The sequence below is a fragment of the Streptomyces sp. NPDC059455 genome, assembly GCF_042750115.1.
Taxonomy (GTDB): Bacteria; Actinomycetota; Actinomycetes; order Streptomycetales; family Streptomycetaceae; genus Streptomyces; species Streptomyces endocoffeicus.
This window is the reverse complement of record NZ_JBHYVB010000179.1, coordinates 2,234-24,072: the sequence shown is the minus strand read 5'-3', so window position 1 is coordinate 24,072 and position 21,839 is coordinate 2,234. Positions and strand designations below refer to the sequence as shown.

The window sequence follows — 21,839 nt, the reverse complement described above, 5'->3', positions numbered from 1 at the left end:
CCCCGCGCGGGGCGCCCCCCGCCCCGCGCCTTTCCCCCCCCGGGGGGCGCGGCTCGCCGGGCCGCGGACGCCCGCCCCGGGCCCCCGGCCCCGGCCCTCGGCCCCGGGCTTCGACCCCCGGCCCCCGGCCCCCGGCCCTCGGTCAGAAGCCCCGCGTGCGCTTGGCGGCGCGACGGCCGGAGGGGTCGTTGTCCGCACCGGGCATCTTCAGGAACAGGCGCGCGGCCTCGCTTCCCAGGTTCACCCCTATGGCGATCGCCAGGGCCAGTGCCGCCGCCTGGGTGAGGTGCGGAATGCCACGGTCCAGGTTGCCCTGGGCCAGCGCGAGCAGCCCGAAGTAGGTCGCGCTACCGGGCAGCAGTGGCCCTATCGCCGCCGTGACGTACGGCAGCGCCGAGGCGTATCGATACCGCGAGAGCAGCTGGCCGAAGAGGCCGACCAGCCCGGCGGCCACGGTCGTGGCGGCCACCGGCGGGACGTTGGCGGTGTCGGCCAGCGCGCCGTAGACCACCCAGGCGACCCCGCCGTTGAGCGTGGCGAACAGCACGGTGTGACGTTCCTGCTGGAGCAGGATGCAGAAGGTCAGCGCGAGCAGCATCGCCGCCAGAATCTGGATGTACGGCCGCTCCACATGGCGCAGCGCCGCCTCCGGGTTGAGCTTGGCGTCGAGCTGGAGGCCCCCGTAGAGCACCGTGAGCACCCCGCAGACGATGCCGACGATCAGATAGCCGACCTCCAGCAGGCGCGCCGCCGCGGTGATGTAGTAGCCGGTCAGCCCGTCCTGGACGCCCGCGACCAGCGCCCGCCCCGGGATCAGGGCGAACAGCCCACCGGTGATCACGGCGGACGCCTGGAGCCCGGAGTCGGCGAGGCTGAGCGCCACCCCGATCGCGGCGGGCGGCATCGCCGCGGCCACGAACTGGTAGAACTCCGGAAGCCCGCGCCCGGAGGCCAGCCACGCCAGCCGGTCGCCGAGCATCGCGCCGAGGGCCGCGGCGAAGAAGACCGGCCAGTCACCGCCGACCAGCATGCTCGCCGCGCCGGCCAGCCCGCCGCCGGCCACGGTGAGCGCCCAGCCGGGGTAGGGGTGGCGGTTACGGCGTATCTCGGCGAGCCGCCGGTACGCCTCCTCCAGCGTGAAGTCGTCCCGCGAGGTGATGTCGTCCACGAGCCGGAAGACCGCGGACAGCCGGGTGTAGTCGGTGCCCCGGCGCCGCACGGTCCGGCTGGCGGTGACCGGGTCGTCGACCAGCGAGGGCTGGTAGCTGACCGACAGCAGGGTGAAGGTGACGGTCGGCTCGCAGCGGTCGAGCCCGTACGCGTGCGCCACGCCGAGCATCGCCGCCTCGACGTCCTCGGCCCCCTCACCGCCCGCGAGCAGCAGCTCGGCGATGCGGAGCGTGAGGTCGAGCACACGCGGCACGGCCGGGCCCGTATCGTCCTGCCGCTCGATCCGCTCGGGCGTCGGGCGGTCGCTGATCGGCATGCGCAGCATCGTGCGCATCCGGTCCTGCCAGGGAGCGTCCTTGGTCAGCCGGACGACGGGGAAGCCGTTCGGCGGGGTGATGACGGGGAAGCCGCCGGTGGTCTGGTTGTTCGAGGGGGTCTTCACCCCGGGGGGCGGCACGAACGCCGAGCCCTCGGGCTCGGCGTGGGCTTCCGCCGTCAGTCCGTCGGGGACGGCGAACTCCGATGTCGGGTGCTCGTCCTCGGGCGGCGGCGGCAAGGGTATGCCCAGGGGCGGGGTGAAGGCGCTGTGCGCCTCGTCGGACAGCGGCTTCTGCTGCTCCCCCGTGTCCGTCTCCGCCGCGCTCGCGGCACGCGGCATCTGCTGACGGTCCGACCTCACGTCTTCTCGCTCCTCACCAGCCCTCCCCGTATCTTTCCCAGCAGCCAAGGATGCAACATCGGCGGCCACCGGAGCCCATTGTGCGGGGCGGTGACCGCCGAGTGTGAGGTGGGGGCGGTGTGTGGGGGATGTGAAGCCTGGTGAAAGGACCGCTCAGCGCCTGGCGACCGCTCAGCGCTTGGCGTGGCGCCCGCGCGGCCCCTGGGTGGGGGAACCCGCGGCCGGCCCCTGCGGCTCCGGCTGCGCGGCGGCCTCCTTCTTCGCCTTGCCGCGGGCCCGGAGGAACTCGATCACGATCGGGACGATCGACAGCAGCACGATCGCGATCAGCATCAGCTCGATGTGCTGATGCACGAAGTCGACCTTCCCGAGCGCCGAGCCGAGCAGGGTGACGCCGGTGCCCCACAGCACACCGCCGATGACGTTGAAGATGATGAACGAGCGGTAGTTCATCCGGCTCACGCCCGCGATGATCGGCGTGAACGTCCGCACGATGGGCACGAAGCGGGCGAGGATCAGCGACTTCGGCCCGTGCTTCTCGAAGAACTCATGCGCCTTCTCCACGTTCTCCTGTTTGAAGAGCTTGGAGTCGGGGCGCCGGAAGAGCGACGGCCCCACCTTCCGGCCGAAGAGATATCCGACCTGGTCACCGACGATCGCGGCGACCGCCACGGCCACGCACACCAGCCACAGATCCTGCTTGATCACATTGGTGGTCACCAGCAGGCCGGTGGTGAACAGCAGCGAGTCGCCCGGCAGGAAGAAGCCGATGAGCAGGCCGGACTCCGCGAAAACGATGGCCAGAACGCCGAGCAGACCGAAGGTCTCGATCAGATAGTCCGGGTCCAGCCACTGAGGGCCGAGCGCGAGGGTGTTCACGGGTGAGGCTCCTGGGTCGAGGAATGCAGGCTCGTGCGAGGCCCGGCCGCAGGTTCGGGGCGGACTGAGTGTTCTTCGCAGTGTGCCGCCCAAAGCTATCAACGCCGTGTGCGTGCCCTTGGTTCCCACCGCGAAGGTGGCCCGCCCTCGGCGGCCTCGCCCAGGGATCCGGGTCGCCCCGCCCGGGAATCTTGGTCGCCCCGCCCAGGGATGCCCCTAGTCGTGCCGCTCCGCGTTGGCGAGGATCGCGTCCCGGAGGTAGCCGGCCAGCCCCGGCCCGGCCTTGTCGAAGCTCTCCGTGAAGCGGTGGTCCGAGACATACATCCGGCCCAGGCAGGTGTGCATCTCAAGGCCGCACTCGTAGTGGTTGCGGCTGATCCACTGCCGGTGCTCCTCGGCGAGGTCCATCGCCGCCTCGGACTCCGGCGGAGTGCCCGCGCCCATCAGCGCGACGAAGCGGTTGTTGATGTCCTCCCCCTCCTCCAGGATCCGCTTCCAGTCCTCCTTGGTGTACGAGGCCGCCCTGCGCTGGGACTCCCGGTACGCCTCGGTGTTCCCCCAGCGCTGCTCCACCTCCTCCTGGTACTGCTCCGGGTCGGCGTCCCCGAAGACCTCGAACTTCTCCTCGGGGGTCAGATTGATGCCCATCTTCCGCGCCTCCATGGCTCGTTCGACGGCGGCGGCCATCTTCCGCAGCCGCTCGATCCGGTCGGACAGCAGCTGGTGCTGACGCCGCAGGTGGGCCTGCGGATCGATGTCCGGGTCGTCGAGCAGCACCGCCACCTCCTCGAGCGGAAAGCCGAGCTCCCGGTAGAACAGGATCCGTTGCAGCCGGTCGAGGTCGGCGTCGTCGTAACGCCGGTGCCCGGCCGCGCTTCGGGCGCCGGGGCGCAGCAGCCCGATCTCGTCGTAGTGGTGCAGCGTGCGCACCGTGACGCCGGCGAAGCTCGCCACCTGTCCCACGGAATAGCTCATGGCCGAATCCGCTCTCCTTCTGTTCGGTACGGGTTCCACCTGTTCGGTACGGGTTCCACGGTGCTCCCTCACGTCGCGTGAGGTGCAAGTCCGGATGGCGAAACCGACTGGGCGGCGCGGCGGACCACTGTCATCCTGCCGATCGTGCTGGGGATAACCGATCTTTCGACGTATCTGGCCGGTCTGGCCCTGATCATCCTGCTGCCGGGCCCCAATTCGCTGTATGTGGTGTCGGTCGCGGCCCGCCGCGGCCCGCGTACCGGCTATCGGGCGGCGGCCGGGGTGCTCTGCGGCGACGCCGTGCTGATGGCGCTGTCGGCGGGCGGGGTGGCCTCGCTGCTGCACGCGAGCCCGATGCTCTTCGCGGTGGTCAAGTTCGCGGGCGCGGGCTATCTGACCTGGCTGGCGGTGGGCATGCTGCGCGGGGCGCGGGCGCTGTGGCGCCGCCGCCCGGGGACCGCGGAGGCGGCCCGGAGCGCGGCGAAGGCGCGGCGCGCGGACGGGGCTCGGGGCACGGACGGGACGCGGGGCGCGGACGGGACGCGGGGCGCGGACGGGGCCGTGGGTACGGCCCTGGGGTCCGCGGAGGGCGAGCGCCCGTACCGCCGGGCGCTGGTCATCAGCCTGTTGAACCCGAAGGCGATCCTCTTCTTCATCTCCTTCTTCGTGCAGTTCGTGGATCCGGACTACGCCCATCCCGCGCTGTCCTTCGTGGCGCTGGGCGCCTGGGCTCAGCTGTTCAGCATCACCTACCTGTCGGTGCTGATCTTCAGCGGTACGTATCTGGCGGCCACCTTCCGGCGGCGCCGGCGGCTGACGGCGGGGCTCTCGGCAGCCGCGGGCACGGCGTTCCTCGGCTTCGCCGCGAAGCTGTCGCTCAGCAGCGCGGGGTAGCTGTGACGCGGTAGGGCGAGGCGAGGCACGGCGACATGCCCACGTTCTCGCTCGACTTCTCCCGCCCCGGCTCCCAGGTGGCCGCCCAGTACTACACCTTCGTACGGCTGGGCCGGGAGGGCTACCGCGCCGTCCAGCAGCCGACCCGCGATGTGGCGCGCTCGCTCGCTCGCCAAGCGGATCGAGGCGTTCGGGGACTTCACCATGCTCAGCCCTGCGATCAGCTGCCGGTGTTCGCGTTCACGCCACGGCTTCTCGGAGAACCTCGCCGATCTCTTCCTGGGCGACCTGGGGTCGCCGCTGCCGGAGCCGCGGTCACAGCCCGCGCCCCATGGGGAAGGCCGTCAAGGCGTTCCACCACTGAGCCCGGTGTCTCCGGGCCTGGGAACGGCATCGGTCAGCGCGTCCGGTCCCGGGGCGACGGCGGTCAGCGCGTCCGGGCCGGGGCCCGGAGCAGCTCGGCCCGGCGCCGGACCGCCTCCAGCGCACCGGGTCTGCGGCCGGGCACCCGGCCCCGCAGCTCGATCAGCAGCGGGGCGAGGGCACCGGCCCTGACCCGGTCCGCCACGAACTGCCACTGGTGGTGCGCCCGGTCCACGGCCCCCTCGACCTCGGGGTGCTCGGCCGGTTCCCCGTTGCCCAGCCGCGCGTCGGCCACCGCGAGCCACAGCTCGCAGGCGCGGGCCGGGTCCCCGGCGATACGGGAGAGATCGGCGCGGACCTCCAGCCAGTGGATCGCGTCGTCGGACCGGGGACCGGCCGTCCGGAGCGCCTCCTGCTCCCAGGCGGCCGCCATCGAGGCCGCCTCGCTGTGCCGCCCCGCGTTGGCCGCCTCGAATATCGCCGCGTGCGTCGAGGCGAGCGGATCGGCCACGGGCGCCCACCCGGGCGGCGGAGGCAGGGGAGCGTGCGTCGGCTGGGGCGGGCGCAGTGATGGTGGCGCCGGCCGGGGGTCGGCGGGGAGGAACGATTCGGGAGGGCCCGGCGGCATGGGCGGCGGCGCGGCCGCCACCGGCCCGGCTGCCCCGGTCGGTCCGGCCTGCCTGACCGGTCCGGCCTGCCTGACCGGTCCGGCCTGCCTGACCGGTCCGCTCGACCCGCTCGGTCCGCTCGGTCCGCTCGGTCCGCTCGACCCGCTCGACCCGGTCGGTCCGCTCGACCCGCTCGACCCGCTCGACCCGCTCGACCCGCTCGACCCGCTCGATCCGCTCGGTCCGCTCGGTCCGCTCGACCCGCTCGACCCGGTTGCTCCGGCCCGGTCGGCTGCCCCGGTCTGCCCGGTCGGCCGGATTTCTCCGGTCTGCCCAGCCGATATGGCCTGCCCGGGCGGCCCGGCCTGGTCAGCCGCCCCGACCGGTCCAGTTGCCCCGGTCGCCCCGAGCGGTGCGCTCTGCCCCGTCTGCCCAGCCCATGGGGCGGCGTCCGGGGGCGCGTACGGCTCGCCCGACCCGGCGCCGTCCAGGAGCAGTTCGGGGCCGGGGCCCAGCCCGGCCTCCAGGGCGGCGCGCTGGTGCAGAAGCGCGAGTGGTGGGCGTTCGGCGGCGGCCCGCAGCAGTCCGGCGAGCGCCCGGCTGTAGTCCGGCGTGGCCAGCTGCCGCTTGGGCGGGGCGGGTGCCACCGTGCCGTAGAGGGTCAGTCCGGCCGCGAGGGCGGACGGGCCGGCGGTTCTCAGCGGTGGCCAGGCCGTCTCGTCGGCCACCAGGTCGGCGACCACGACGGTGCTGCCCGGCGGCCGCCGGCCGAGTTCGGCGGCCAGCCAGTGCCAGGGCAGCGCCGTGTAGCGGGCGGTCCTCGGCGTCGTACGGGCCAACGCCAGGTGCGGCAGCCGCTGTTTGGCGTCGAGGGTGAGCTGGCCCGCGAGATGGACCAGCACCGGGCCCGGGTGGGCGGCGGCGGTCCGCAGATGCGTCAGTACGGTCTGCGGGTCGGCCGGGTCCACGAGTTGGACGACGCTGGCGCCGCCGGGCGTGCCCAGCAGCGCCGCCGGTGGCACGGCGGCGAGCTGGGGCAGCGCGGCGGCCGCGTCCATCAGTCGCTGTTTGCCGGCCGGACCGGCGGCGAGCAGCAGGGCGTATCCGGGCCCGCTCACCGTCTCCACCCCCGTGCCCGACCTGTCGTTCCCCATACCTGCACCGTATCCGCAACCGGCGACGACCGGTGGAGGTGTGACCGGCGCGGCATCCGGATCCGGGGCCGCCGTCAGCGGCTGAGCCTCCCGTAACGCCGCACCGCGACCGGGAGGAAGACCGCGATCAGCGCCAGCGGCCAGCAGACGGCGAGGAGTTGGGCGTGGTCCGCCGCCCAGGAGTCACCACCGCCGCCGGGGCTGCCGAACAGCTCGCGGATCGCGGTGGCCGTCGCCGACATCGGGTTCCAGACCGCGACGGCGCCGAGCCAGTCGGGCATGGTCTCGGGCGAGGCGAAGACGTTGGAGAGGAAGCCCACCGGCCAGACCAGGATCTGTACGGCCTGCACCATCTCCGGGCGCCCGGCGGCCATGCCCAGGAAGATGCCGAGCCACAGCATCGCGAAGCGCAGCCACAGCAGCAGCCCGACGGCGAGCAGCGCGTCGCCGAACCCGCCGTGCCAGCGCCAACCCATCGCGAGCCCGACCCCGAGGAGGACGAGCAGCCCGAGCGCCGACTGGAGCATGTCCAGCACACTGCGCCCGACCATGACCGCCGAGCGGGCCATCGGCATCGAGCGGAAGCGGTCGATGACGCCCTTGTTGAGGTCCTGGGTGATGGCGAGCATCGTCCCTTCGAGGCCGAACACCATGGTGAGCGCGAACGTGCCCGGCACCAGGTAGTCCTTGTAGTCGCCGCCGCCCGGGACGGTCATCCCGCCGCCGAGGAAGTAGGCGAACATCAGCAGCATCATCACCGGGAAGACCAGCTGGACGGCCACCTGGACGGGCTGCCGGGCCCAGTGGGCGAGTCCGCGGCGGGTCATGGTCCAGGAGTCGATGAGGGTCGCGGTCGTCATACGAGGGTCTCCTCCTCGGCGGTGTCCGCCGGGGCCGTGTCCACCGTGCCCGGCTTCCCGGTGAGGTGCAGAAAGACCTCGTCGAGCGTGGGGCGGCGCAGCACGATGTCCTCCGCCTCGATCCCGGCCGCCGCCAGCGCCCTTACGGTCTCCGTCAGCGCGGCCACCCGGTCGGTGACCCGCGCGCCGAGCCGCCGCCGGTCGGGGTCGGTCTCGACCTCGGCGGCGCCGGTGGCCGTGGACACGACCGAGGCGGCGGCGGTCAGTTGGCCCGCGTCGCGCAGCACCACCTCGATGCGGTCCCCGCCGAGCCGGGCCTTGAGTTCGTCGGCGGTCCCGTCGGCGATGGCCCGTCCGCCGTCGATCACGCAGACGCGGTCGGCGAGTTGGTCCGCCTCCTCCAGGTACTGGGTGGTCAGCAGCACGGTCGTACCGCCGTCCACCAGCGAGCGGACCGCGTTCCACACCTCCGTACGGCCCCGGGGGTCGAGCCCGGTGGTCGGCTCGTCCAGGAAGAGGATCCGCGGCCGCATGATGAGGCTCGCCGCGAGGTCCAGCCTGCGCCGCATCCCGCCGCTGTACCGGCCGACCGCCTTGGTGCCGGTTCCGGCGAGGCCGAACCGCTCCAGCAGCTCGTCCGCGCGGCCCGCCGCCCGGCGTCCGCCCAGCTGGTAGAGGCGGCCGAACATCTCCAGGTTCTGCCGTCCGCTCAGCTCCTCGTCCACCGCGGCGTGCTGGCCGACGAGTCCGATGCGGTAGCGGACCTCGTCGGGGTCGCGCAGCACGTCGTACCCGGCGACCTCGGCCCGGCCGCCGTCGTGCCGCAGCAGGGTGGCCAGGATCCGTACGCAGGTGGTCTTGCCCGCGCCATTGGGGCCGAGCACGGCGTGCACGGTGCCCTGCGGGACGGTCAGGTCGAGTCCGGCGAGTGCCTCTTTGTCCCGGTAGGTCTTCCGCAGCCCCTCGACGACGATCGCGGGATCGCTGTCGGCCAAGGTCTTCCCCTCTCCCTCATGCTCTTCTCCGCGTCGCGTAGTCAAGTTTGACTACGCACGCCGGAAGGTACTGCCCGAGCTCCATCTAGTCAAACTTGATTAACGCGGAAGGCGGCCGTCAGCCGCCCTCGATCCGCATGGTGGTGCCTCAGTCCGCGCCGGGCGCGGCGTACGGGTTGGTGACGCCCTCCGGCAGCACCTCCACCGAGCGCTCCCCCTCGCCCGCCATCACATACGCCCCGCCCTCGAGCCGCTCGACGAGCCCACGGGTCCACTCGGCGCCACTGTCCGCGGAGTGCACCCAGAACTTCATGATCTCGCCGATATGGCCCCACTCATCGGGGGTGCCGTCCGGTGGCGTCCAGTGCCGGGTCACCTCGGCCCGCCACTCCTCCAGCGCCGCCACCCGCCGTTTGAGCAGGGCGATCGCCTCGTCCCGTGGCAGGTCCACGATGAAACCCACCCCGGCCGTCAGCTCGTCGATCTTCTGGTCATGACGCAGCAGCGCCTCCCGCAGCAGCCGGAAGTACTCCTCCTCGCCCGCCTCGGTCAGCTCGTACTCGGTCCGCGGCGGCCCGCCGACCGTGCTCGGCGCGACGTCGTGCGCGCGCATGAGTCCCTGCTTCGCCATCTGCTTGAGCGCGTGGTAGATCGACCCGGGTTTGGCGTTGGACCACTCGTGCGCGCCCCAGAACTCCAGGTCGTTACGGACCTGATAGCCGTGCGCCCGCCCGTGCTGGCGCACGGCCCCCAGCACCAGCAGCCGGATCGCTGACATCGCCCGCTCGTCTCCATCCTGGTCCCGACCCCCGCGATGACCAGGCTAGGGGGTCGGCGGGCCGGGCGGATCACCGCTCCAGGATCGACCAGTCGGGCTCCGGCATCGCCCCCGTCTCGAAGACGAGGTCGAAGGCGCCCTTGCCGTCGATCGTCTCGCGGATGATGTCGGCGTGACCCGCGTGCCGGGCCACCTCCTCGATCAGGTGGAGGACCGCCCAGCGCCAGGTGCGGGTGCCGCCCTCGTCCCAGGGGAGCCGGAGCGCCTCGAACGTCTCGTCCAGCGACGGCAGGGCCCGTACGGCCTCCTCGGTCTCGCGCGCCACCTCGTCGTACAGGGCGAGCAGCGCCTCCACCGTCTCGTCCTCGGCGGGCTCGAAGGTGCGCTCCCACTCGGCCATCTGGTCCTTGGCGTTCCCCGGCGCCTTGCCCTGGAGGACGCGCAGCCAGCCGCGCTCGCCGGTGACCACATGCTTGAGCACCCCGGCCAGCGAGAGCGCGCTCGCGCTGGGGACGCCGCGGGCCTGCTCCTCGGTCAGGCCGTACACCGACCGCCGGATGCCGCCGCGCTGTGCGTCCAGGTACGCCAGCAGCCCGCCGCACTCGCTCTCACAGGCCTCGGGGTTCACGATCACGGGCATGGCTGCCGCCTCTCATCTGGAGGGCGCCCGGGTCCGGCCCCCTTCGATGAACCCCACGCTAGGAAGGCTTGCGGTCAGCTTTTGTCCGCGAACCCGCGAACCGATTCTGTCCGCGAACCCGCGAATCGACTCCGGCTCCCGCTGCCTCAGGACTCCGTCTCCCACTGCCTCAGAACGGGAACTGGCTCCGGCCGTGCTGGATGGAGATCCACTTGGTGGTGGTGAAGTCCTCGATCATCGACTCCCCGTTGAGCCGCCCGAGACCGGAGTGCTTCTCCCCGCCGAACGGCACGATCGGCTCGTCGTGGACCGTGCTGTCGTTCACATGGATCATGCCGGTGTGGATCCGCTGGGCGAACCGCACCCCGCGCTCGATGTCGGCGGTGTGCACGGCCCCGCTGAGCCCGTAGTCGGTGTCATTGGCGATCTGTACGGCCTCGTCGTCGCCGTCGAACGGAATCAGCGTCACCACCGGGCCGAAGATCTCCTGGCCGAGGATCGCCGAGCCCTCCGGGACCCCGCTGAGCACGGTCGGCCCCATCAGGGTGCCCTCGGTCTGCCCGCGCACCAGCGCGGTGGCGCCCTCGGCGATCGTCTGGTCGACGAGCTGGGTGATCGCCTCGGCCTGGCCCTCGTTGATCAGCGGGCCGATATGGGTGGTGGGGTCGACCGGATCGCCCACCTTCAGCGTCTCCACCTTGGCCACGAACTTCTCGGTGAACTCCCGCTCGACCGCCCGGTCCACCAGCACCCGGTTGGCCGCCATGCAGACCTGCCCCTGGTGGACGAAGCGGCTGAAGACGGCCGCGTCCACCGCGTAGTCCAGGTCGGCGTCGTCCAGCACGACCAGCGCGCTGTTGCCGCCCAGTTCCAGGACCGTGCGCTTGAAGTGGGAGGCGGCCACGGTGGCGACGTGCCGGCCTACCTTGTCCGAGCCGGTGAAGGAGATCACCTTCGGTATGGGGTGCTCGATCAGGGCGTCGCCGATCTCCGCGATGTCGGTGACCACGACGTTGAGCAGCCCGGCGGGCAGCCCGGCCTCCTCGAGGATCCTGGCCACGAGACCGCCGCCGCAGACCGGGGTGTTCTGGTGCGGCTTGAGGACGACGGCGTTACCGAGGGCGAGCGCGGGGGCCACCGACTTCAGCGACAGCAGGAAGGGGAAGTTGAACGGGCTGATGACGCCGACCACACCCACCGGCAGCCGGTAGAGGCGGTTCTCCTTGCCGTCCACCGGCGACGGCAGGATGCGGCCCTCGGGCCGCAGCGCCAGGTGGATCGCCTCGCGCAGGAACTCCTTGGCGAGGTGCAGTTCGAAGCCCGCCTTCACATGGGTGCCGCCGCACTCCGCGATGATCGTCTCGGTGAGCTCCTTGTCCCGGTCCTCCATGATCCGCAGCGCCCGCTCGAAGACCGCCCGCCGGGCGTAGGGGTTGGTGGCGCCCCACTCCGGCTGCGCCCGCTCGGCCGCCCGGTAGGCCAGGTCCACCTCCTCGACGGTCGCCACGGTGATGGAGGCCAGCTTCTCCCCGTTGTAGGGGTTGAAGTCGACGATGTCCCAGGAACCGCTTCCGCCGCGCCACTCACCGTCGATGAACTGAAGGGCCAACTCGGAGAAGTAGGACATGCCATCCCTATCTGCAGGACGCGGTGCCGGTCCCCGACAGCCGCGCACGTGTGGGGGGTATTCCTGACAGAACGTCATCCTACTGACAGGTCAGGCGTCGCGAAGGAGCCCCCGGAGCAAATCCCGGCTCTCCTCGGGAGAGAGGCTGTCCGCGCTGAGCCGCTCCAACACCCGCTCGTACTGCGCGACTTCATCGCGCTTGTCCAGGTAGAGCGCGCTGGTGAGCTGCTCCAGATAGACGATGTCCGGGAGGTCGGACTCCGGGAAGCGCAGCCGGGTGAACGCCCCGCTCTCCCCCGCGTGCCCGCCGAAGGCGAACGGCATCACCTGGAGCGTCACATGTCGATGCTCGGAGATCGTGATCAGATGGCGCAGCTGGGCGGACATCACGCCGCGCCCGCCGTACGGGCGGTGCAGCGCGGCCTCGTCCAGGACCACATGGCACGCCGGGGCGCGCTCGGAGACCAGCAGCTTCTGCCGCTCCAGCCGCAGCGCCACCCGCCGGTCCACCTCGTCGGAGCACGCCTGCGGCTGGCCGCGGGTGACCACGGCGTGGGCGTAGCCCTCGGTCTGGAGCAGACCGTGGATGAACTGGACCTCGTAGCAGGCGATATCGGAGGCGGCGCCCTCCAGGCCGACATAGGTCTGGAACCAGCCGGGGAGCACATCGCCGTAGCTGTGCCACCACCCGGCGACATTGGCCTCGCGGGCGAGTCCGAGCAGCGCCGCGCGCTCCGCGTCGTCGGTGACTCCGTACAGCGTCAGCAGATCCTCGATGTCCCGCGCCTTGAAGCTCACCCGGCCCAACTCCATCCGGCTGATCTTGGATTCGGAAGCCCGGATCGAATAGCCCGCCGCCTCGCGGGTGATGCCGCGGTCCTCGCGCAACCGCCTGAGTTGAGAGCCCAGGAGGATGCGGCGTACCACCGATCCACTCGACTCGCCTGCGGCCATTTCCGCGGTCCTCCCTGTACGGAAAGCATCCTTGCGAACGGCGCCCCCGCAGCCCCTGAGGGGGAAGTCTGCCACTGATCGGGCTTCACGCCGTAGGCGCGTCGTTACTCAACCCGATGATGCACGTCAGTGTACGGAGTCAGAAATCCCTGTAAACCCGCGCGGATCGGACCAACCCGCTCGCGTGCACGTGCATTTGCCCTTGCATCTGACGGGCGCATTCGGAACCATAGGGTGTGCGCACGTGCTAGCTGGTACGAAATCTGGCCAGAGTTCGTCACGGCCACGGATGCAGGAGTGCTCGCATGGGGAGCGAAGGTTCGACCCTGCTGGAACCCTTGTGGCAAGGGCTTGCCGCCATCGATCCCGCCGCCGTCTCCGGATCCGTCTCCTGCGCCCTACCCGCCCGCTATGAAGCGGTCAAGGGTGCCCGGCAGTTCACCGGCTCCACCCTGCGGCAGTGGAACATGTCCGAACTCCTCGACGAAGTGGCGCTCGTCGTGTCCGAACTCGTCACCAACGCCCTCCGGCACGCTGTGTCCGGCGCCGCGGCGGCCGGTGAGCCGGAGCGGCCGGTGCGGCTCCATCTGATGCGCGGCCCCTCACGGCTGGTGTGCGCCGTACGCGACCCCAGCGAGGTGGGGCCGGTGGCCGGCGAGGCGGGCTGCGGCGAGGAATCCGGGCGCGGGCTCCATCTGGTGGAGTCCTTCACGGACGGCTGGGGCTGGCAGCCGCTGGCGGGCACCCCACGCGGCAAGATCGTCTGGGCCGTCTTCCGGCTCCCCGACGCGTAGGGACACGCCGCCGCCCGTCCCGAACGCCACCGCCCATCACGAACGCCACCGCCCATAACGGGCGGGTGGACTCCGGCGGGGCCGTGGTGATGCCCAGGCCGTGCAGCTGGAAGAGCCGGTTCACATCGTGCATCGTGACGATCCCCTCGAGCTGCCCGTGGTCCACCACCAGCACCGGCAGCGCGCCGCCCCCCGGACGCGCCCGCTCCAGCACCTCGCTCAGCAGCTCATCCGGCTCGGCCACCGTGCACCGGGCCAGCGGTATCGCCACATCGCGCACCCGCCGCTCCTCCCGGGCCTCGCCCGGCACCGACGCGAGCGCGCGCAGTTGGACGACCCCGCTCGGCCGTCCCTCGAAGTCCAGCAGCGGCATCACCGAATGCCGGGCATGGGCCGCCACCTCGTCGATGAACCGCTCCACGGTCAGCCATTCGGCCCCGGCGGCGACCGGCGCCGACATCGCGTCCGCCACCCGCACCCCGCGCAGCGCCGTGTTGACCCCGGCCCGCTGCCGCTCCGCGTTGGCGATGATCACCATGAAGAGACCGATGAGCGAGAGCCACAGCCCGCCGTTGTTCCCGCGCAGGAAGGAGATCCAGCCGACGGCGATGAGCACCACACCGAGGATCTGGCCGCTGCGCCCCGCCGCCCGCTCGGCGCGCTCCCGGTCCCCGGTGCGCCACCAGATCACGGCCTGCACCACCCGTCCGCCGTCCAGCGGCGCGGCCGGCAGCAGATTGAAGACGCCCAGCAGCAGATTGGCCCAGCCCAGCCAGATCAGCACGGCCGTGGGCACTCCCCATCCGGTGAGCGCGCGCACCCCGATCCCCGCGCCGACCGTGACACCGCCGATGACCAAGCTGGTGAGCGGCCCGATGACGGCCACCCAGAACGCGACCCCGGCGGTGCGGGGCCGTCCCATCTTGGTCATGCCGCCAAGCGCCCAGAGCGTCACGTCCTCCACCGAGACGCCCCTTCTGCGGGCGGCGACCGCGTGCGCGGCCTCGTGCAGCAGCAGGCTGCCCATCAGCAGTACGGCGCCGACGACGCTGGCGAGGGCGTAGACCGCACCGGTCCGGCCGGGGGTCCACGCGGGCAGCGTCTCGTGGCCGAGCCCGTAAGCGAGCAGCACGATCAGCACCGGGACGCTCCAGTGCATCCGCAGTGGTACCCCGAGTACACGTCCGACGCGGACCGAGCCGTTCATCGCCATCTCACATGGGTCGGGTCCCCCCGATCGCCACTACCAGTGTCGCGCGTCCGCGGCGATCAGCCCAGACCTGCCGGATCGTGCGCCAGATGGTCGAACTCGCCGTCCTTGGCCCCGAGCAGCATCGCCTCGACCTCGGCCGGGGTGTAGATCAGCGCCGGTCCGTCGGGGAACCGGGAGTTGCGGACGGCCACGTCCCCACCGGGCAGCTTGGCGAACTCGACACACGACCCCTGGGAGTTGCTGTGTCTGCTCTTCTGCCAGACGACTCCCCGGAGGTCCGCGGCCGCCATGCCGTTGTAGGGGTGGTCGCGCACAGGGCTTCTCCACGTTCGTGCATGCGTGCAGCTGTCAACTGTCCGGGATCATAGCTGCGTTCCTTTGCGAATGCATGGGCAAATGCATCTGCGTATGCGCAGGTAGATGCATAAGCAGATGCACGTGCACCATGCGTATCGGCATGATCACCCGACACCCGGGATCTTCTGCCCGGAGTGAAGAAGAGCAGTCGTCATGAATGACGTCCGGGTCCCCCTCCGGGTTGAGCGGACCTCGTCACCGGAACCTGACTATCAGCGTCGATGTCAGACCCCCCTGCCAGAATCCCGGGCATGAGATGGGCGGCGGCGGAGACGGACCACGGGGGTGTTCGTCTCTGCCCGCTCGACCCCGAGGGAAAGGCCGCCGGACCGGTCGTCGAGGTCACGGCGGAGCAGGGCGGGATCGCCGAGGCCGTGCGGTCCCGCCCCGAGGCCGACCGGTGGGTGTGGCGGTCCACCGCCGAGGTCTATCCACGGCTGCTGGCCGCCGGGGCCCGGGTCGAGCGGGCCTATGACATCGAGGCGGCTGAGGCGCTGCTCCTCGGCCATGAGGGGCGCTCGGGCGCACCGCGTTCGCTCGCCGCCGCCTGGGCGCGGCTGCGCGGGCTGCCCGTCCCCGAGGACCCGCCGCCCCGGGCGGCCGGGGGCCAGCCGTCGCTGTTCGAGCCCGGTCCGCCGCCGCTGCCGCCCGGCACCGATCCGCTGGACGCGCTGCTCGAGGTGTACGCGGGCCAGCTGATCCGTACGGACGCGGCCGAGCACCCGGACCGGATGCGGCTGCTGACCACCGCCGAGTCGGCCGGGATGCTGATCGCCGCCGAGATGCGGCGCGCCGGGGTGCCCTGGCGCGCCGACCGCCACCGGGAGCTGCTGGACGAGCTGCTCGGTGAGCGCTATCCGGGCGGTCTGGAGCCGCGGCGCCTGGTCGAGCTGGCCGACGAGGTCTCGCGCGCCTTCGGCACCCGGGTGCGGCCCGATCTGCCCGCCGAGGTCGTCAAGGCGTTCGCCCGCGCGGGCATCACCCTGGGCTCGACCCGCGCCTGGGAGCTGGAGCGGATCGACCACCCCGCCGTGGAGCCGCTGCTGCGCTACAAGAAGCTCTACCGGCTGCACACCGCCCACGGCTGGGCCTGGCTCCAGTCCTGGGTGCGCGAGGGCCGCTTCCGCCCGGAGTATCTGCCCGGCGGCACCGTCTCCGGCCGCTGGACCACCAACGGCGGCGGGGCGCTGCAGATCCCCAAGGTGGTGCGGCGCGCCGTGGTGGCCGATCCGGGGTGGCGGCTGGTGGTGGCCGACGCCGACCAGATGGAGCCCCGGGTGCTCGCCGCGATCTCCCGCGACCCCGGGCTGATGGAGGTCGCGGGCAGCGGCCGGGATCTGTACGCGACGCTGTCCGACCGCGCCTTCTCCGGCCGACGCGACCTGGCCAAGCTGGCGCTGCTGGGCGCGGTCTACGGCCAGACCTCCGGCGACGGCCTGAAGCACCTCGCGGCCCTGCGGCGGCGCTTCCCGGCGGCGGTGGCGTATGTGGACGAGGCGGCCCGCGCGGGTGAGGAGGGCCGGCTGGTGCGCACCTGGCTGGGCCGCACCTGCCCGCCCGCGGGCGGCGCCGAGGAGACGGCCGACGAGGCGGGGCTGCCGCGGGACCAGGAGGAGCCGTCGTACGGCAGCACGGCGAGCGCCCGCGCCCGGGGCCGGTTCACCCGGAACTTCGTGGTGCAGGGCAGCGCCGCCGACTGGGCCCTGCTGATGCTCGCCGCGCTGCGGCGGTCGCTGACCGGGGCGGGGCTGCGCGCGGAGATCGTCTTCTTCCAGCACGACGAGGTGATCGTGCACTGCCCCGAGGCGGAGGCCGACGCGGTCCGGGAGGCGATCGCCGAGGCGGGCGAGACGGCCGGCCGGATCGCCTTCGGACCAACCCCGGTGCGGTTCCCCTTCACCATGGCGGCGGTGGAGTGCTACGCGGACGCGAAGTGAACGGCCCACGGCCCAGGTCCTGTCCCCGGTGGATCTTCGCGCCCGCGACATCAGCGGCTGACGCACCGGGCTTACGGCATCCGATGCGGGGCGCGGCCCCAGCGGTCCAGCCGCAACCGGGGCCGGGGGATGCGCCGTGCCAGGCGTCGCGGGCCCGCGAAGATCCACCGCACGGAGCCCAGGGGACAGTCGCTCCCCCGACCGGCTCAGCCCCACGGGCAGCGGGCCTGATCGTCCCCACACGATGAGAGCGGAGGGCCGCCGGGCGGCGGCCCGCCACGCCGCCCACAGGGGAGACCTGCCATGACCATCAGCCTCGAGGCACTGCGCCGCTGCTCCATCGCCGTCGACCTCGGCGCGGCCAGGACGCGCGTCTACCTCAGGCGCACCGGGCTCATCGTCGACGAGCCGACCGTGGCCGCCGTGAACACCCACACCGGCGGGCTGATCGCGGTCGGCACGCTGGCGCAGCGGATGACCGGGCGGACGCCCGCGCACATCCGGGTGGTCCGGCCGGTCTCCAACGGCACCGTCGTGGACATCGAGATGGCCCAGCGGATGCTGCGGCTGCTGCTGGGCAACAAGCTGCGCCGCGCCTGGCGGCGCCGTCCGCTGGTGAGCGCCGCCGTCTGCGTCCAGCACGACGCCGACCCGCTCGCCCAGCGCGCCGCCGTGGAGACGCTCACCGGGATCGGCGCCAAGCGGGTCGAGCTGGTGGACACCCTGATCGCCGCCGCCGTGGGCTGCGGTCTGCCGGTGGAACGGCCCGAGGCGACGATGATCGTGGTGTGCGGCGCGGCCACCACCCAGGTCGCGGTCCTGTCCCTGGGCTCGATCGTGGCCGCCGAGCGAGTGCCGGTGGGCGGCGAGACCGTGGACCACGCCGTCGTCCAGCACCTGCGCAACGAGCACGCGCTGATGCTGCCCAGCCAGGCCGTCCACCCGCTGCATCTGATCGTCAAGGACAGCGTGGGCAGCGCGGACGGTGCCCAGGCCGTACAGAGCACCGAGGTGCACGGCCGGGACGTGGCCACGGGGCTCGCCCGGACCGTACGGATCGATATCGAGGGCGTACGGACCGCCATCCGCACCCCGCTCACCGGGGTGCTGGACGCCATCGGCACGGTGCTGCGCCGCTGCCCGCCCGATCTGGTGGCCGACCTCGCCGACCGCGGCATCATGCTGGCGGGCGGCAGCGCGGTGCTGCCCGGGTTCGACACGATGCTGCGCGAGGCCACCGGGATGCCGCTGACCATCGCCGACCACCCCGACGTCTGCGCGGTCGAGGGGCTCGGCGCGATGCTCGACGGCAAGGTGCAGCCCCTGCTGCTGGACGCGATGGTCTCCTGACCCCTTCCGCGCCCGTACCCCACCTCTGCCCCGCCCGGTCCCTGATCCCTGACCCCTGACCCCTGATCGGAAATTCTTCGTGACGCGTTGAGCGGCGGCCTCCCCCCATGCGTAGTGAAGGGGGAAGAGGCCGACATGGCCGCCGATCCCCCCCGGGGCTCAGACCGGGAGTCGTCCGTTGATGTTGTCCAACTCAGGTCAGGTCCTGGAGGTTCAGGTGCACGACGACGCCGCCGTGGCCGATGAGCGTCCGTCAAGATCCGGGCGTGGTACGCCGGACGAGCGACTCATGCGCGCGCTCTACCAGGAGCACGCCGGGCCGTTGCTCGCGTTCGTACTGCGTCTGGTCGCGGGTGACCGGCACCGTGCGGAGGACGTCGTCCAGGAGACCCTGGTGCGCGCCTGGCGGAACGCCGACCAGCTGTCCCGGGCCACCGGCTCCATCCGGCCCTGGCTGGTCACCGTCGCCCGGCGGATCGTGATCGACGGACACCGCAGCCGGCAGGCCCGGCCGCAGGAGGTCGACCCCTCCCCGTTGGAACTCATGCCCGCGGAGGACGAGATCGACCGTGCACTGCGGCTCATGACCCTGACCGACGCGATGCAGGATCTCAGCGACGCCCATCGCGAGGTGCTGGTCGAGACCTACTTCAAGGGGCGGACCGTCAACGAGGCGGCCCAGACCCTCGGCATACCCAGCGGGACGGTACGGTCCCGGGTCTTCTACGCGCTGCGCTCGATGAAGCTCGCGCTCGAGGAGAGAGGAGTAACGGCATGACAGCGCAGACGCACCACCCGGGACATGACGCCGTTGGCGCGTATGTGCTCGGCGTGCTCGACGAGGCGGACGCCACCTATTTCGAGGAGCATCTGGCCGGCTGCGACCAGTGCGGACGGCAGCTGGACGAGCTGACCGGACTGGAACCGCTGCTGGCCGATCTGGCCACCGACATCCCCGGGATCCACGGCAGCCCCGGGCGGACCCAGCTCACGGGCCACACTCCGCATGCCTTCAGCGCCACTCCCAACGCCATCGAGACCCTCACCGCGCGCCCCGGTCCGGCCCTGTTCAACCGGATGGTCGGCGAGGTCGCGGCGTCCCGCGCCAAGCGGCGGCGGCGCGGTCTCTACCTGGTCGCGGCGGCGGCCGTGCTGATCGTCGGCGGCCCGGTCGGCACGATCGCGGTCACCTCCGGCGGCTCGGACAGCTCCGTCTCGGCCGCCCCCAGCGAGAGCGTCCTCTTCAAGGGGATGCCCGACAAGGTGCAGGACACCGACCCGGACACCAAGGTGAACGCGGCGGTCGCGCTGGAGGACAAGATGTGGGGCACCGACGCCGTCCTCCGGCTGAAGAACCTCAAGGGCCCGCTGGACTGCAGTCTGATCGCGGTCTCCAAGGACGGCCATGAGCAGACGATGATGACCTGGTCCGTGCCCGAGTGGGGCTACGGGATCGAGGACAGCCCCAAGGCGGAGGCGAGAGGTCCGCTGTGGGCGCACGGCGGCGCGGGCATGAAGCGCTCCGACATCGAACGCTTCGAGGTCCGTACGACCGACGGAAAGCGCCTGGTCTCCCTGAACGTCTGACCTGCCACCGGAACGTCTGACCTGCCACTCGGATCGCCGATCAACCCATGCGGCGCGGTGAGCGAGATGTTACACAGAGTGTGATATGTCGTGCTTCGCGTCCCCGGGGGGTCCGGATCCGAGGAGGCACCCCGTGGCTGACCCGGACGCCCATCAGCAGCGCATGTTCGCTCAGTATGTGCTGCCCGAGGTCGAGGTGCTGCTGCGCGTGGCCATGTCACTGACCACCCAGCGAGCCGACGCCGAGGATCTCGTGCAGGACACGTTACTACGGGCGTACCGGGCAGTCGGCCGTTTTGACGGGAGACATCCACGGGCCTGGCTGCTGACGATCATGCGGCACGCGGAGGTCAGCCGGCGCCGCCAGCGCCGGCCCCGGCTGCTCGACGACCCGGACACGGAGCTGGAGCGGCTGGTCCCGGCCCGGGACGCGACACCGGAGGAGCTGGTGGTGGACACGACGTTCGACGAGGCCGTGGACGCCGCGTTCACGGCGCTTCCGCTGCGGGACCAGCAGGTGGTGCGGCTGGTGCATGTGGACGGGCTGTCGTACGCGGAGGCCGCACAGGTACTGGACGTCCCCAAGGGGACGGTGATGAGCAGGCTGCACCGGGCGCGCAAGCGGATCCGGAACCAGCTGCTGGCCGCGGGAGTGGAATCGGAGCGAGGTGGCGCATGAGCAGATGGACATGGTGGCGGACCACACCCACCACGGGGACCACGCAGACCACCGGACGGCTCCGGACCACACGATGTCCCCTGGGCGCGCCGATGCTCCAGTCGTATCTGGACGGGGAGCTGGACGCCCCGGCCGCGGCCCGGGTGCGCACCCATGTGGCCGAGTGCCACCGCTGCGCCCGGGAGCTCGCCGTCTACCAGCGGATCAGCGAGGCGCTGGCCGCCCGCGCGACGATCGACGAGGCGGTGCTGGACCGGCTCAGGGACTTCGCGGAGTCCCTCGCGGAGCGGGAGAGCCGGGAGAGCCAGGAGAGCCAGGAGCAGCCGGGGACGGAGGGGGCGCCGCAGGAGCCGATCCCGGGGACGGAGACGGTGCCGCCGGAGGCGATGCCGAACGAGGCGATCCCGGCCGAGACGATCCCGGCCGAGGCGATGCCGGCCGAGGCGATGCCGGCCGAGGCGATGCCGGCCGAGGCGATGCCGGCCGAGGCGATGCCGGCCGAGGCGATGCCGACGGAGACGGTCCCCGGGACGGCGCCGGGGGCGGATCGGGACGCCGATCAGGGCGCGGTGCACAAGGCGGGAGGCTGACGGCCACCGGATCAAGCCCCGCGCCCGGGGCGCCCGTGCCGGGACCGGACAGCACGGCGGTCCGGTCGCGTGCCCGCGAGGGTCTGCGCAGCAGCAGGGCCGCGGTGAGCAGGGTCCCGGTGATCAGGGCCACATCGGCGAGGTTGAAGACCGGCCCGCGGGCGTCCAGCGTGATCCAGTCGATGACGGCGCCGCGCAGCGGGCCCGGCGACCGGATCATCCGGTCGGCGCCGTTGCCCATCGCTCCCCCGGCGATCAGCCCCAGGCCCAGCGCCGCGCCCCGGCCACGGACCCGCAGCCCGGCACCGGCCGCGCCCAGCGTGGCCACCGCGCCCGCGAGCGTGATCACCACGATCAGCGCGGGCCGACTCTGGCCCAGGCCGAAGGCCACGCCGGTGTTGCGCACCAGCAGCGCGCAGAACGGCCCGAACCGGGCCTGCGGCCCCGCGGTGCCGCTCCAGGCGGCCAGCGCCATCGCCTTGCTCAGCTGATCGGCCACGATCACGGCGAGCGCGACCAGGGGGAAGAGCAGCCGGCCAGTCGCCGGGTGGAGCTTCATCATCGGCCTCCCTGGGGGTGGGGGCCGGTCCGCGGGCGCGGTCCGCGGCCCGGGAAGGAAACCCGCCGGGCAGCCGCCCCGCTTCCCTTCCGGGGAAAAACACACGTTCCCATCCGGGGAAAACCCAAGACGAGGGGCCGCCGGCGGGCCGGCCGGCGGGCCCGCGCGGCGTGGCCACGCCGGGATGCGGGCTCTGT

20 protein-coding genes and 1 pseudogene are annotated in these 21,839 nt (G+C 72.2%); 8 read left to right on the top strand and 13 right to left on the bottom strand.

Annotated elements, in window-relative coordinates; all coding sequences use genetic code 11:
- Nucleotides 1–142: 142 nt before the first annotated feature.
- From ACFXB5_RS41185 to ACFXB5_RS41175, 3 genes are all read right to left on the bottom strand, one after another.
- Nucleotides 143–1,849 (bottom strand): threonine/serine exporter ThrE family protein, encoded by a 1,707-nt coding sequence (locus ACFXB5_RS41185; RefSeq protein ID WP_385218501.1) that lies wholly within the window; start codon nt 1,847–1,849, stop codon nt 143–145.
- 171 nt (nt 1,850–2,020) lie between these two features.
- Entirely contained in the window at nt 2,021–2,728 is a 708-nt protein-coding gene (locus ACFXB5_RS41180) for a DedA family protein (protein WP_385218499.1), read from the bottom strand.
- A gap of 216 nt (nt 2,729–2,944) precedes the next feature.
- Entirely contained in the window at nt 2,945–3,703 is a 759-nt protein-coding gene (locus ACFXB5_RS41175; protein WP_385218497.1) for a MerR family transcriptional regulator, read from the bottom strand.
- A 144-nt stretch (nt 3,704–3,847) separates the two neighbouring features.
- Between ACFXB5_RS41175 and leuE the strand changes: the two genes are divergently transcribed.
- Nucleotides 3,848–4,597: a leucine efflux protein LeuE gene (leuE, locus tag ACFXB5_RS41170; protein WP_385218496.1), complete on the top strand. Its 750-nt coding sequence runs from the start codon at nt 3,848–3,850 to the stop codon at nt 4,595–4,597.
- Between the two features lie 427 nt (nt 4,598–5,024).
- Here the strand turns inward: leuE and ACFXB5_RS41165 are convergent, their stop codons facing one another.
- The 7 genes from ACFXB5_RS41165 to ACFXB5_RS41135 all read right to left on the bottom strand — a co-directional run bounded on the left by ACFXB5_RS41165 (nt 5,025) and on the right by ACFXB5_RS41135 (nt 12,576).
- Nucleotides 5,025–6,722, bottom strand: a complete 1,698-nt coding sequence (locus tag ACFXB5_RS41165) for a hypothetical protein (RefSeq protein WP_385218494.1) — start codon at nt 6,720–6,722, stop codon at nt 5,025–5,027.
- Nucleotides 6,723–6,796: 74 nt separating this feature from the next.
- Nucleotides 6,797–7,582: an ABC transporter permease gene (locus tag ACFXB5_RS41160; RefSeq protein WP_385218492.1), complete on the bottom strand. Its 786-nt coding sequence runs from the start codon at nt 7,580–7,582 to the stop codon at nt 6,797–6,799.
- A complete protein-coding gene (locus ACFXB5_RS41155; RefSeq protein ID WP_385218490.1) occupies nt 7,579–8,577 on the bottom strand; it encodes an ATP-binding cassette domain-containing protein in 999 nt (332 codons plus the stop codon). The genes ACFXB5_RS41160 and ACFXB5_RS41155 overlap by 4 nt, the downstream gene beginning before the upstream one ends.
- A 148-nt stretch (nt 8,578–8,725) precedes the next feature.
- The gene (locus ACFXB5_RS41150; protein WP_201852533.1) at nt 8,726–9,355 is read right to left on the bottom strand and encodes a PadR family transcriptional regulator; all 630 of its coding nucleotides are present in this window, start codon (nt 9,353–9,355) and stop codon (nt 8,726–8,728) included.
- 70 nt (nt 9,356–9,425) lie between these two features.
- Nucleotides 9,426–9,995, bottom strand: a complete 570-nt coding sequence (locus ACFXB5_RS41145) for a DinB family protein (protein ID WP_385218488.1) — start codon at nt 9,993–9,995, stop codon at nt 9,426–9,428.
- Nucleotides 9,996–10,164: 169 nt separating this feature from the next.
- Complete coding sequence (locus ACFXB5_RS41140) at nt 10,165–11,622, bottom strand: aldehyde dehydrogenase family protein (RefSeq protein WP_385218486.1); 1,458 nt, start codon at nt 11,620–11,622, stop codon at nt 10,165–10,167.
- Nucleotides 11,623–11,712: 90 nt separating this feature from the next.
- Nucleotides 11,713–12,576: a helix-turn-helix domain-containing protein gene (locus ACFXB5_RS41135; RefSeq protein WP_385218485.1), complete on the bottom strand. Its 864-nt coding sequence runs from the start codon at nt 12,574–12,576 to the stop codon at nt 11,713–11,715.
- 305 nt (nt 12,577–12,881) lie between these two features.
- Here ACFXB5_RS41135 and ACFXB5_RS41130 point away from each other — a divergent pair, with 305 nt between their 5' ends.
- Nucleotides 12,882–13,370: an ATP-binding protein gene (locus tag ACFXB5_RS41130; RefSeq protein ID WP_385218483.1), complete on the top strand. Its 489-nt coding sequence runs from the start codon at nt 12,882–12,884 to the stop codon at nt 13,368–13,370.
- Here ACFXB5_RS41130 and ACFXB5_RS41125 read toward each other — a convergent pair.
- Both ACFXB5_RS41125 and ACFXB5_RS41120 read right to left on the bottom strand, forming a co-directional pair.
- A complete protein-coding gene (locus ACFXB5_RS41125; protein ID WP_385218503.1) occupies nt 13,285–14,577 on the bottom strand; it encodes a site-2 protease family protein in 1,293 nt (430 codons plus the stop codon). The genes ACFXB5_RS41130 and ACFXB5_RS41125 overlap by 86 nt on opposite strands.
- 62 nt (nt 14,578–14,639) lie before the next feature.
- Complete coding sequence (locus ACFXB5_RS41120; RefSeq protein WP_262704809.1) at nt 14,640–14,873, bottom strand: DUF397 domain-containing protein; 234 nt, start codon at nt 14,871–14,873, stop codon at nt 14,640–14,642.
- 318 nt (nt 14,874–15,191) lie between these two features.
- Here ACFXB5_RS41120 and ACFXB5_RS41115 point away from each other — a divergent pair, with 318 nt between their 5' ends.
- The 6 genes from ACFXB5_RS41115 to ACFXB5_RS41090 all read left to right on the top strand — a co-directional run bounded on the left by ACFXB5_RS41115 (nt 15,192) and on the right by ACFXB5_RS41090 (nt 21,083).
- A complete protein-coding gene (locus ACFXB5_RS41115; RefSeq protein WP_385218481.1) occupies nt 15,192–16,877 on the top strand; it encodes a bifunctional 3'-5' exonuclease/DNA polymerase in 1,686 nt (561 codons plus the stop codon).
- Nucleotides 16,878–17,180: 303 nt separating this feature from the next.
- Complete coding sequence (locus ACFXB5_RS41110; protein WP_385218480.1) at nt 17,181–18,227, top strand: rod shape-determining protein; 1,047 nt, start codon at nt 17,181–17,183, stop codon at nt 18,225–18,227.
- A 181-nt stretch (nt 18,228–18,408) separates the two neighbouring features.
- Nucleotides 18,409–19,005: a sigma-70 family RNA polymerase sigma factor gene (locus ACFXB5_RS41105; protein ID WP_201852541.1), complete on the top strand. Its 597-nt coding sequence runs from the start codon at nt 18,409–18,411 to the stop codon at nt 19,003–19,005.
- Complete coding sequence (locus ACFXB5_RS41100; protein WP_385218478.1) at nt 19,002–19,814, top strand: zf-HC2 domain-containing protein; 813 nt, start codon at nt 19,002–19,004, stop codon at nt 19,812–19,814. The genes ACFXB5_RS41105 and ACFXB5_RS41100 overlap by 4 nt, the downstream gene beginning before the upstream one ends.
- A gap of 133 nt (nt 19,815–19,947) precedes the next feature.
- On the top strand, nt 19,948–20,493 hold the full coding sequence (locus ACFXB5_RS41095; protein ID WP_037955421.1) for an RNA polymerase sigma factor: 546 nt from the start codon (nt 19,948–19,950) through the stop codon (nt 20,491–20,493).
- On the top strand, nt 20,490–21,083 hold the full coding sequence (locus ACFXB5_RS41090; protein ID WP_385218476.1) for a zf-HC2 domain-containing protein: 594 nt from the start codon (nt 20,490–20,492) through the stop codon (nt 21,081–21,083). The genes ACFXB5_RS41095 and ACFXB5_RS41090 overlap by 4 nt, the downstream gene beginning before the upstream one ends.
- 151 nt (nt 21,084–21,234) lie before the next feature.
- On the opposite strand, the pseudogene ACFXB5_RS41085 reads toward ACFXB5_RS41090, so the two are convergent.
- Nucleotides 21,235–21,558: pseudogene (locus ACFXB5_RS41085) on the bottom strand (signal peptidase II); the annotation flags it as partial.
- Nucleotides 21,559–21,839 lie beyond the last annotated feature (281 nt).

What these genes read in the sequence shown, in the direction of transcription:
- ACFXB5_RS41115 (WP_385218481.1), top strand. Translation starts at nt 15,192, where the DNA reads ATGAGATGGGCGGCGGCGGAGACGGACCACGGGGGTGTTCGTCTCTGC.
- ACFXB5_RS41140 (WP_385218486.1), bottom strand. Translation starts at nt 11,622, where the DNA reads ATGTCCTACTTCTCCGAGTTGGCCCTTCAGTTCATCGACGGTGAGTGG.
- ACFXB5_RS41105 (WP_201852541.1), top strand. Translation starts at nt 18,409, where the DNA reads ATGTTGTCCAACTCAGGTCAGGTCCTGGAGGTTCAGGTGCACGACGAC.
- ACFXB5_RS41120 (WP_262704809.1), bottom strand. Translation starts at nt 14,873, where the DNA reads ATGGCGGCCGCGGACCTCCGGGGAGTCGTCTGGCAGAAGAGCAGACAC.
- ACFXB5_RS41150 (WP_201852533.1), bottom strand. Translation starts at nt 9,355, where the DNA reads ATGTCAGCGATCCGGCTGCTGGTGCTGGGGGCCGTGCGCCAGCACGGG.
- ACFXB5_RS41175 (WP_385218497.1), bottom strand. Translation starts at nt 3,703, where the DNA reads ATGAGCTATTCCGTGGGACAGGTGGCGAGCTTCGCCGGCGTCACGGTG.
- ACFXB5_RS41165 (WP_385218494.1), bottom strand. Translation starts at nt 6,722, where the DNA reads ATGGGGAACGACAGGTCGGGCACGGGGGTGGAGACGGTGAGCGGGCCC.
- ACFXB5_RS41100 (WP_385218478.1), top strand. Translation starts at nt 19,002, where the DNA reads ATGACAGCGCAGACGCACCACCCGGGACATGACGCCGTTGGCGCGTAT.
- ACFXB5_RS41090 (WP_385218476.1), top strand. Translation starts at nt 20,490, where the DNA reads ATGAGCAGATGGACATGGTGGCGGACCACACCCACCACGGGGACCACG.
- ACFXB5_RS41125 (WP_385218503.1), bottom strand. Translation starts at nt 14,577, where the DNA reads ATGAACGGCTCGGTCCGCGTCGGACGTGTACTCGGGGTACCACTGCGG.
- ACFXB5_RS41135 (WP_385218485.1), bottom strand. Translation starts at nt 12,576, where the DNA reads ATGGCCGCAGGCGAGTCGAGTGGATCGGTGGTACGCCGCATCCTCCTG.
- ACFXB5_RS41110 (WP_385218480.1), top strand. Translation starts at nt 17,181, where the DNA reads ATGACCATCAGCCTCGAGGCACTGCGCCGCTGCTCCATCGCCGTCGAC.
- ACFXB5_RS41160 (WP_385218492.1), bottom strand. Translation starts at nt 7,582, where the DNA reads ATGACGACCGCGACCCTCATCGACTCCTGGACCATGACCCGCCGCGGA.
- ACFXB5_RS41130 (WP_385218483.1), top strand. Translation starts at nt 12,882, where the DNA reads ATGGGGAGCGAAGGTTCGACCCTGCTGGAACCCTTGTGGCAAGGGCTT.
- ACFXB5_RS41145 (WP_385218488.1), bottom strand. Translation starts at nt 9,995, where the DNA reads ATGCCCGTGATCGTGAACCCCGAGGCCTGTGAGAGCGAGTGCGGCGGG.